We start from the raw sequence: 9,198 nt of genomic DNA, 5'->3' as shown, positions 1-9,198 counted from the left end.
GAATTCCCCGGTCAGCGCACTCGAACCGCTGTTGCAGCCGGTTAATGATGCAGCCAACAGCTGGATCGTCGGTATCGATCAGATCCTAGTGGATATTGAAGCCAAAGTGGACGACGAGTTTGTGGCCCGTTACGGCCTGAGCTTCGGTTGCTCGCTGGTCATTGAAGATGACGTGGCGGAAGCGCTGTATGCTGAACTGCACCGCGAAAACTTGATCACCCATCAGTTCGGCGGCGGCACGGTTGGTAACACCCTGCATAACTACTCGGTACTGGCGGATGACCGTTCGGTCCTGCTCGGCGTGATGTGTAAAAACGGCTTTGTTGAATAAATAGAGATTATGCTGCGAACCCATAAAAACAGCGAGCGTCCATAACATAAAATCAGTAGGTTACAACCAGTGTTCGGTAATACATGCTGGAATGGCTAGCCTCTTCGTCCAAAACCGGTATATTAAAACAGCATGATTACCTATTATTCAATAAAGCCGCTAAAAACCGTCTAGCACTACGTGGTTTAAGGTTCCAATTCGTTCTGGTTAATGACTTGGCGCATGAAGTTCCGTATAATCGTTTGCTGATATGAAGCGCGTCCTGAGGGTGGACCTTTTGCATTCATGGCAGAGTTTGCTTACTGGATTAAGGATGAATAAGTGGCTGTTGATTCTAAACCGTGCCTAGCAGGCTGACTGCTGGTGCCGCTGGCATGGCTGATCATGACGTTACTAACCAGCGAGTTGGTGATGGCAATGTATTTAAGCGCCCTGCATCGCCCCGACGATGCGTAACGCGCTGTGCAGCCATGAAAGCAACACATGGCAGTGGGTAGCCTCGCTGCTGACGTCTACCGTGCTCTGGTGCTACAGCGCTTGGGTAACATGGATTTTCTGTCAACACTCGCGTCGGCTGCCGCACGACTACATTTTGTGGCTGTTACTCACCGTGCTGCTAGCCGTGAAGACCTTTGCCTTTTCTCCGGTGGCCGATGGTGCCGCAATTCGGACTTTACTGTTCGCCCTGCTGGCGGAGGCGGTACTGATGCGTTATTTCAAACGTTCTCAACACGTTAAGAGCACTTTCATCGAACCGTGATGATGGAATAAACGTCAAGAATTTAATCCTGAGTGCGCTGGCGTCTGACACCAGTCGCGCAATGGTTGTGATGGCGTAGCCAATATCCGATAATGTGCTGCTTTTGACTTTTCTTCAGGCGTAACAATGACCGAATACCTGCTCCTCTTTATTGGCACAGCGCTGGTGAATAACTTCGTATTGGTGAAGTTTCTCGGCCTCTGTCCCTTCATGGGCGTTTCCAAAAAACTGGAAACGGCAGTTGGCATGGGACTCGCCACCACCTTTGTTATTACCTTGGCCTCTATCTGTGCATGGATGGTCAATCATCTGATTCTGCTGCCGCTAGATCTGGTCTATCTGCGTACCATGGCCTATATACTAGTAATTGCAGTGGTAGTGCAGTTCACCGAAATGGTGGTGCGTAAAACCAGTCCTGACCTCTACCGCCTGCTGGGTATCTTCCTGCCGCTGATCACCACTAACTGTGCGGTGCTCGGCGTGCCGCTGCTCAGCGTCAACCTGAATCACACCTTCCTACAAGCCGCGCTGTTCGGCTTCAGCGCCTCTATCGGCTTCTCGCTGGTGATGGTGTTGTTCGCCGGGATCCGCGAGCGCTTGGTGCTGGCCGATGTGCCCGCTCCGTTTAAGGGATCATCTATTGCACTGGTGACTGCCGGCCTGATGGCTCTGGCGTTTATGGGCTTTACCGGACTGGTGAAGTTCTAATGAGTGCGATTTGGATTGCCGTGCTGGTTCTTAGCGCACTTAGCCTAGTGTTGGGCGGTCTGCTGGGCTACGCCTCACGCCGATTTGAAGTGGAAGAAGACCCGATTGTCGAACAGATAGACGCTATTTTGCCACAGAGCCAGTGCGGTCAGTGTGGTCATCCCGGCTGCCGTCCGTATGCCGACGCGGTGGGTAACAACGGCGAACTGATCAACAAATGCGTGCCCGGCGGCGAGCAGACCATGCTGAAACTGGCGGCGCTGCTTAACATCGATCCGCAGCCGCTGGCCGAAGAAGCCTCGCTTAAGCTGGAACGCAAATCGGCGTGGATTGATGAAGCCAAGTGCATCGGCTGCACCAAGTGCATTCAGGCCTGCCCGGTCGATGCGATTGTCGGTGCCACCCGCGCTATGCATACCGTGCTGAGCGACGTCTGTACCGGCTGCGAGCTGTGTGTTGCTCCCTGCCCAACCGACTGCATTGAAATGCGTCCGGTAGCTACCACCACTGCCAACTGGAAATGGGATCTGCAAACCATTCCGGTGCGGATGATCACTGTAGAAAGTCATGTTTAATTTGCTCAACTACTTTAAAAAAGATCGGCTCTGGGACTTCAAAGGTGGCATTCATCCACCGGAGATGAAGACCCGGTCGAACGGCACGCCGCTGCGCCAGCTGCCGCTGCCCGCCCAGTTTATTTTGCCGCTGAAACAGCATATCGGTAACGAAGGCGAGATCTGCGTGCGCCCTGGCGACCCTGTACTGCGCGGCCAGGCGCTGACCTTTGGCAATAGCCGCATGCTGCCGACTCACGCGCCAAGCTCCGGCACCGTGAGCAAAATCGCCCCGCATATGACCGCGCATCCGTCCGCGCTGGCGGAGGAGATGTGCATCTTTATCACTCCAGACGGCGAAGATCGCTGGATTGATAAGCAGACGCTGAGCAACTATCGCAGCTTTGACCGCCAGAAAGTGGTCCACCGCGTGCATCAAGCTGGCGTTGCCGGGCTGGGCGGCGCGGGCTTCCCAACCGCCACCAAGCTCAAGGGTGGGCTGCGCGGGGTCAATACACTGATTATCAACGCCGCCGAGTGCGAACCTTATATCACCGCCGACGATCGCCTGATGCAGGACTGTGCCGCAGAAGTGCTGGAAGGCTGCAGCATTCTGGCGTGGACGCTGCAGGCAGAACGCACCCTGATCGGCATTGAAGATAATAAACCAGAAGCGATTGCTGCGCTGAAAGCCGCGCTGGGCAGCGCACGCGATACAGAGATCCGCGTGATCCCCACCAAATATCCGTCCGGTGGTGCCAAACAGCTGACTAAAATTCTCACTGGCAAAGAGGTGCCTCACGGCGGGCGCTCCACCGATATCGGCGTGCTAATGCAGAACGTCGGTACCGCCTATGCCGTTAAGCGGGCGATCATTGACGGCGAGCCGCTGACCGAACGCGTTATCACCCTGACCGGCGAGTCGGTGAGCCAGCCCGGCAACGTCTGGGCTCGCCTCGGCACGCCGATCAGCCATCTGCTGCATCACGCCGATTTCGCACCGGGTGCCAAACAGATGGTGGTAATGGGTGGACCGCTAATGGGCTTTACCCTGCCGACGCTGGATGTGCCAGTGGTGAAAATCACTAACTGTATTCTTGCACCGGCCGCCTCTGAGATGGGCCAGAACGAGCCGGAACAGGGCTGCATCCGCTGCAGCGCCTGCTCTGACGCCTGCCCGGCCGCCCTGCTGCCGCAGCAGCTCTACTGGTATAGCCGCGGCAGCGATCACGACAAAGCGCGTGAGCATAATATCGCCGACTGCATTGAGTGCGGTGCCTGTGCTTACGTCTGCCCGAGCAATATCCCGCTGGTGCAGTATTACCGCCAAGAGAAGGCCGAGATTCAGGCCATCGTTCTGGAAGCCGAGCGCACTGCACTGGCCAAGGCGCGCTTTGAAGCGCGCCAACAGCGGCTGGAGCGGGAAAAAGCGGCGCGTGAAGCGAAGCACCAGCAGGCCAAACGCAGCGTTGCTACCATTGACGCCGACGCGCTTAACGCCACGCGCGCGCGCGTGAAGGCGAAGCAGGCCGCCACTGCCGCACTGGTTGATAACGGCGCAGAGCACCAAGCGGAAGCACGCACGCGTCAGGCAGAGCAACAGGTCAGCAGCGAACCGGTGACATGTCGGGCAACAGAACCACGCAAAGCCGTTATTGAAGCTGCGATTGCCCGAGCTAAGGCGAAGAAAGCCGAGTTAAGCGCAACCGTCACTGCCCCCCCAGCAACTGCGGATACGCCGCCAGCCGCTGACCCGCGTAAAGCGGCAGTGGCAGCGGCCATTGCACGCGTGAAAGCGCGTAGATCGCTGCAGCCGTCAACGCAAGAGGATTAAATGGTATTTCGTATTGCAAGCTCGCCCCACACTCATAACCGCCGCAGCACTAGCACCATTATGCTGCTGGTACTGCTGGCCGCCGTGCCCAGCATGGCCGTGCAGTGCTGGTACTTTGGCTGGGGCAACCTGATTCAGGTGCTAATCGCGGCAGCTGCCGCTATCGGTGCTGAAGCGGCTATCCTGCGCTTAAGCAAGCTGCCGCTGGCGGAGACGTTGAAGGATAACTCCGCGCTGCTGACCGCCCTGCTGCTCGGCATCAGCATCCCGCCGCTGGCGCCGTGGTGGCTGATTGTTATCGGCACGCTTTTTGCGGTAATTATATCCAAACATCTTTACGGCGGCCTCGGCCAGAACCCGTTTAACCCAGCGATGGTCGGCTACGTAGTGCTGCTGATCTCATTCCCGGTGCAGATGACCAGCTGGCTGCCGCCGAACGTGCTGCAGGGCATTACGCCGACCTTTGGCGATACGCTGAGTATGATCTTCCATTTCCACACGCTTGACGGCCACAGCATGCAGCAGCTGCAGGTGGGCATTGACGGGGTCAGCCAGGCCACGCCGCTAGACACCTTCAAAACCGGGCTGCGCGCTGGCCATATGGCAGAAGAATTGCGGGCGATGCCTATTTACGGCGGCGTGCTGGCCGGGCTGGGCTGGCAGTGGATTAACGTGGCGTTCCTCGCCGGTGGCATCTTCCTGCTGTGGACGTGCAGCATCCGCTGGCATATCCCAGTGAGCTTTATCGCCTCGCTGGCGTTCTGTGCCACGCTGGGCTGGCTGTTATCACCAGACAGCCTAGTATCGCCGCTGGTGCATCTATTTTCCGGGGCCACCATGCTCGGCGCATTCTTTATCGCCACTGACCCGGTGACCGCCTCCACCACCAATAAAGGCCGCCTGCTTTACGGCGTACTAATTGGCCTGCTGGTGTGGCTGATCCGCAGCTTTGGCGGCTATCCCGATGGCGTGGCGTTTGCCGTGCTGCTGGCTAATATCTGCGTGCCGCTGATTGACTACTACACGCAGCCGCGCGTATACGGACACCGTAAGGGTAAATGATGCTAGATGCGATTCGTAAAAATGGCGTAACGCTGGCGGTATTTGCCGCTATCACCACCGGCCTGACGGCGGTAATCAATGCGGTGACTAGGCCGACCATTGAACATCAGATCGCCGTACAGCAGAAGGTCCTGCTGGACCAAGTAGTACCGCCTGAGCTGTATGATAACAAGATCCAGCAGGAGTGTTACGTTTTCACTAACCCGGCGCTGGGAAACGGCAGTCCGCACCACCTCTATCTGGCGCGCAAGGGTGACAAGCCAGTGGCAGCGGCGGTTGAAACCACCGCGCCTGACGGCTACTCCGGCAACATTCAGCTGATCGTTGGCGCCAGCTTTGACGGCACGGTGTACGGCACCCGCGTGGTGAAACATCATGAAACGCCGGGTCTTGGCGATAAAATCGAACTGCGCATCTCCAACTGGATCATGAGCTTTAACGGCAAAAAAGTGACCGGAGCGGAGGATGCCCATTTCGCGGTTAAGAAAGACGGCGGCAACTTCGACCAGTTTACTGGCGCGACGATCACGCCGCGAGCGGTGGTCAATGAGGTGAAGCGCACAACGTTGTATATTGAAACCTTACCGGGGCAACTGTCCTCGTTGCCATCCTGTGGAGAAGCCAATGAGTGAAGCAAAAATCCTGCTGGTCGGCGGGCTGTGGAAGAATAACTCGGCGCTGGTGCAGCTGCTCGGCCTCTGCCCGCTGCTGGCGGTGACCTCCACCGCCACCAATGCCCTCGGTCTTGGCCTAGCAACCACCATGGTGTTGACCTGCACCAACAGCGGCATCTCTCTGGCGCGCCGCTGGGTGCCTTCTGAAATCCGTATTCCGATTTACGTGATGATTATCGCGGCAGTGGTCAGCTGCGTGCAGATGCTGATCAATGCCTATGCCTACGGTCTGTATCAGTCATTGGGGATCTTCATCCCGCTGATCGTCACCAACTGTATTGTGGTCGGCCGCGCCGAAGCGGTGGCATCCAAAAGCCATGTCGGGCTGGCAGCGCTGGACGGGATGGCGATTGGCCTAGGTGCCACCAGCGTCATGGTGGTGCTGGGTTCTATCCGTGAAATTATCGGTAACAGCACCATCTTTAACGGTGCCGATCAGCTGCTTGGCCCGTGGGCAAAGACGATGCGCATTGAAGTGGTGCATTTTGATTCGCCAATGCTGCTGGCGATGCTGCCACCCGGCGCGTTTATCGGTCTTGGCATGCTGTTGGCCGCCAAGTACCTGATCGACAACAAAATGAAGCAGCGCGCCGCGCTGAAAGCAGAACAGGAGAGTGCTGCTATGCCGGAAGGGAAAAATGCGCAGTGAATAAGGACAAGCGTCACCAGATTCTCGTGCGGCTGCGGGACTATAATCCTCATCCCACCACCGAACTTAACTTCACCTCTCCGTTTGAACTGCTGATTGCAGTGCTGCTCTCCGCGCAGGCCACCGACGTCAGCGTGAATAAAGCGATGGCAGAACTTTACCCGGTAGCCAATACGCCTGCGGCGATTCTGGTGCTGGGGGTAGACGGGGTGAAGGAGTACATCAAGACCATCGGCCTGTTTAACAGCAAGGCCGAGAACGTGATCAAAACCTGCTGCATTCTGGTCGAGCAGCACGGTGGCGAGGTGCCGGAGAGCCGCGAGGCGCTGGAAGCGCTGCCGGGCGTCGGGCGCAAGACTGCCAATGTGGTGCTCAATACCGCCTTTGGCTGGCCGACCATTGCCGTCGATACCCATATTTTCCGCGTCTGTAACCGCACGCGCTTCGCGCCGTGTAAGAACGTGGAACAGATGGAAGAGAAGCTACTCAAGGTGGTGCCAAAGGAGTTTAAGATCGACTTCCACCACTGGTTTGTCCTGCACGGTCGCTATATCTGCATTGCGCGCAAACCGCGCTGCGGCTCCTGCCTAATTGAAGATTTGTGCGAGTTCCCCGAGAAAACCAAAGTATAGAAAATCTATGGTTCCCACCATTTTTGCAACACTGATTTTTGATTAATAATGGTGGGCTTGCTTAAATCTATCCGGTGTCACGTCACTATGGACAAGGATGCCCGCACCACGATGAGTTCCGCATCTGATAAGCCTAAAAAACCGCACGGCTTCAGAGAGCCATTTTTTATGTTAGCTTTTCACTAGGTCGATACGCCGTTCATGTCATCAATAATCAGTCTTCGCAAAACCAGATAGGGAACTACTTTATTAACGATTAACCCGTCAGGTAAACTGCGTTACCGTTACCTTTCAAACACGGTTTGCCGGGTCGTTATTGCCCACGCTATTCGAGCTATCTTGTTCGCTAGGGCACAGGCCACTACATTCGAGTGCTTTCGTTCAAGCTGAGTTTTTATCCATTCAACCAGACTTCCTGACTGATGCTCGATTCTCTGGATAAACCCCCTGGTACACTGAACCAGCAAGCGTTGCAGGTTTTTATCTCCGCGTTTACTTATGCCTAAAAGTGTATTTCTGCAGCCCGTGTTGTACTGGCGTGGTAGCAGTCCGGTTGAAGTAGCGAAATCCCGGCTGCTGGCATATTGCTTACCATCGCCCAACTGAGAAGATAAAACGCTGGCGGTTATTGGCCCTATACCCGGTATAGTCTGAAGGTGCTGTCCTATTTTATCATGGCCCAGTTCCTGCTCCAGCTCTGTTTCCAGTTTAGTGATCTACTCTGTCAGATAAAGATAATGCGCATGTAAACGCATCAGTAATCGCGCAAGATAGGCTGGAAGTTCATTATCAGCCAACACCGTTGAAAGCCGTCTTATAACGGCAATGCCGACGGGCATACTGATACCAAATTCCAGTAAAAAGCATGCATCTGGTTCGTTGTCTTAATCTCATCAGGGATTCCCTGACCCGATGCAGGGCACGCATAGCCTGTTGAGCCTCAGTTCTGGGTTGAACAAATTCGTGGTGAGATCTACGTTCCATGGCAGCAGTTCCGCCATTTTGTTGCTGGGCCACTCCGGTAGTACGCTCAGAATATGGCGAAGGTAGGCTTCCGGATCGATACCATTGAGCTTGCACGTTCCGATAAGGCCATATAGCAGGGCTCTGCGCTCACCGCCATGGTCGCTGCCGAAGAAGATGTAATTTTTCTTACCAAGGCAGACGGCTCGTAGCGCGCGTTCTGCCACGTTGTTATCAGGCTCTGCTAGGCCATTATCGCAGTAGTAGCACAGCGCATCCCACTGGTTCAGGGCATAAGCGAACGCTTCGCCCAGCCGGGATTTTTTCGACAACGTTGCGCTTTTCTCCACCAACTACACATGCAGGGATGTCAACAACGGCTTACTCCGGGACTGCCTAGCTGCAAGCCGCTCTGTTACCGGGAGGCCGCGTATTTTCTCTTCTACCGCGTACAGTTCACCGATACGTTTCAGGGCTTCTTCTGCTGTGGCTGTCTGAGTACTGATATAGACGTCGTGGATTTTTCGGCGTGCGTGAGCCCAGCATGCGGCTTCTATTGTAGTGGTCAACTAATACTGGCCACAGCATTAGACTGTAAGTAGTACAGCCGCTCAGATTCGTTGGGCGTCAGACTGCCGTTATACCAGTGGGGCCTGATAGCGCTGTAATATCCCGTTATATAGCGGATTATCGCGCCCTGGGCTTCGCTGAAGCTGTTATAGCCCTTCGTCGGCACCCATTCGGTCTTCAGGCTCCGGAAGAACCGCTCCATAGGGGCGTTATCCCAGCAGTTTCCCCGTCGACTCATACTCTGCTTTATCCTACAGCGCCACAGCGCCTGCCGATATCTACGGCTGGTATAGGGGCTGCCCTGGTCGCTGTGGAACGCCACGTCTGTTGGCTTACCCCGAAGTTTCCAGGCCATCTGCAACGCTTTGACCGTCAGTGCCGAGTCCGGTGACGTCGACATGGCCCAGCCCACCGGTTTACGTGCAAACAAGTCCAGCACCACCGCCAGATAAGCCCAGCAT

8 protein-coding genes and 4 pseudogenes are annotated in these 9,198 nt (G+C 55.8%); 9 read left to right on the top strand and 3 right to left on the bottom strand.

What is annotated here, in order from left to right:
- The 9 genes and pseudogenes from BBW68_RS15020 to nth form a co-directional block, all read left to right on the top strand.
- Nucleotides 1–316 (top strand): annotated as a pseudogene (locus tag BBW68_RS15020) (inosine/guanosine kinase); the annotation flags it as partial.
- A 372-nt stretch (nucleotides 317–688) separates the two neighbouring features.
- Nucleotides 689–1,091 (top strand): annotated as a pseudogene (locus BBW68_RS15015) (DUF2569 domain-containing protein).
- Nucleotides 1,092–1,217: 126 nt separating this feature from the next.
- Nucleotides 1,218–1,799, top strand: coding sequence for an electron transport complex subunit RsxA (gene rsxA / locus BBW68_RS15010; protein WP_070135965.1), 582 nt, complete (start codon nucleotides 1,218–1,220; stop codon nucleotides 1,797–1,799).
- On the top strand, nucleotides 1,799–2,374 hold the full coding sequence (rsxB, locus tag BBW68_RS15005; RefSeq protein WP_070135964.1) for an electron transport complex subunit RsxB: 576 nt from the start codon (nucleotides 1,799–1,801) through the stop codon (nucleotides 2,372–2,374). Before rsxA ends, rsxB begins: the two co-directional genes overlap by 1 nt.
- Nucleotides 2,367–4,187, top strand: a complete 1,821-nt coding sequence (gene rsxC / locus BBW68_RS15000; protein ID WP_083264943.1) for an electron transport complex subunit RsxC — start codon at nucleotides 2,367–2,369, stop codon at nucleotides 4,185–4,187. Before rsxB ends, rsxC begins: the two co-directional genes overlap by 8 nt.
- Complete coding sequence (gene rsxD, locus BBW68_RS14995; RefSeq protein ID WP_070135963.1) at nucleotides 4,188–5,249, top strand: electron transport complex subunit RsxD; 1,062 nt, start codon at nucleotides 4,188–4,190, stop codon at nucleotides 5,247–5,249. It abuts the gene before it with no gap.
- Complete coding sequence (gene rsxG / locus BBW68_RS14990) at nucleotides 5,249–5,881, top strand: electron transport complex subunit RsxG (RefSeq protein WP_070135962.1); 633 nt, start codon at nucleotides 5,249–5,251, stop codon at nucleotides 5,879–5,881. Before rsxD ends, rsxG begins: the two co-directional genes overlap by 1 nt.
- Nucleotides 5,874–6,572 (top strand): electron transport complex subunit E, encoded by a 699-nt coding sequence (locus BBW68_RS14985; protein ID WP_070135961.1) that lies wholly within the window; start codon nucleotides 5,874–5,876, stop codon nucleotides 6,570–6,572. The genes rsxG and BBW68_RS14985 overlap by 8 nt, the downstream gene beginning before the upstream one ends.
- Nucleotides 6,569–7,204 carry an endonuclease III gene (gene nth, locus BBW68_RS14980; protein ID WP_070135960.1) on the top strand — a complete coding sequence of 212 codons (636 nt, stop codon included), beginning with the start codon at nucleotides 6,569–6,571 and terminating at the stop codon, nucleotides 7,202–7,204. The genes BBW68_RS14985 and nth overlap by 4 nt, the downstream gene beginning before the upstream one ends.
- Before the next feature lie 284 nt (nucleotides 7,205–7,488).
- Here the strand turns inward: nth and BBW68_RS17330 are convergent.
- From BBW68_RS17330 to BBW68_RS14970, 3 genes and pseudogenes are all read right to left on the bottom strand, one after another.
- A pseudogene (locus BBW68_RS17330) lies at nucleotides 7,489–8,179 on the bottom strand (IS110 family RNA-guided transposase); the annotation flags it as partial.
- Nucleotides 8,170–8,721, bottom strand: a pseudogene (gene tnpC, locus BBW68_RS14975) (IS66 family transposase); the annotation flags it as partial. The pseudogenes tnpC and BBW68_RS17330, both read right to left, overlap by 10 nt.
- A gap of 11 nt (nucleotides 8,722–8,732) precedes the next feature.
- The coding region (locus BBW68_RS14970; RefSeq protein ID WP_148127719.1) for an IS3 family transposase at nucleotides 8,733–9,198 on the bottom strand (466 nt) is incomplete at its 5' end.

It is taken from the genome of Candidatus Erwinia dacicola (assembly GCF_001756855.1).
Lineage (GTDB): Bacteria > Pseudomonadota > Gammaproteobacteria > Enterobacterales > Enterobacteriaceae > Erwinia > Erwinia dacicola.
The sequence above is the reverse complement of the archived record's forward strand: the minus strand, read 5'-3'. Positions and strand labels throughout refer to the sequence as shown.